This is a genomic window from Vibrio sp. 10N.222.49.C9, assembly GCF_041474985.1.
In the GTDB taxonomy this organism is placed as follows: domain Bacteria; phylum Pseudomonadota; class Gammaproteobacteria; order Enterobacterales; family Vibrionaceae; genus Vibrio; species Vibrio crassostreae_C.
In genome coordinates this window covers 1-268 of the sequence record NZ_JBFRVD010000976.1, presented here as the reverse complement: position 1 = coordinate 268, position 268 = coordinate 1, and the positions used below count along the sequence as shown (strand labels likewise).

The following is a 268-nucleotide window of genomic DNA, read 5'->3' as shown; positions in this document are numbered from 1 at the left end:
ATGCTAATTTTGACTCGCCGTGTTGGTGAAACCCTAATGATTGGGGATGAAGTGACCGTTACTGTACTGGGTGTTAAGGGAAACCAAGTGCGTATCGGTGTAAACGCACCTAAAGAAGTTTCTGTGCATCGTGAAGAAATTTACATGCGTATTCAAGCAGAAAAAGGTAATGGAAACGTTGCATCAGGCAACTACTAAGTTTCTATTGAAAGGCTGGTCATAGGACTAGCCTTTCTTGTTTTATAGTAGGCATAAAGTACATATAACT

The 268-nt window shown here is 40.3% G+C and carries 1 protein-coding gene; it reads left to right on the top strand.

Going from position 1 to position 268, the window contains the following annotated elements; all coding sequences use genetic code 11:
- Window positions 1-198, top strand: a complete 198-nt coding sequence (csrA, locus tag AB4585_RS26495) for a carbon storage regulator CsrA (protein ID WP_004415691.1) — start codon at window positions 1-3, stop codon at window positions 196-198.
- The last annotated feature ends 70 nt before the right edge of the window (window positions 199-268 follow it).

Coding starts and splice junctions, on each gene's coding strand:
- csrA (WP_004415691.1), top strand. CDS start 1: ATGCTAATTTTGACTCGCCGTGTTGGTGAAACCCTAATGATTGGGGAT.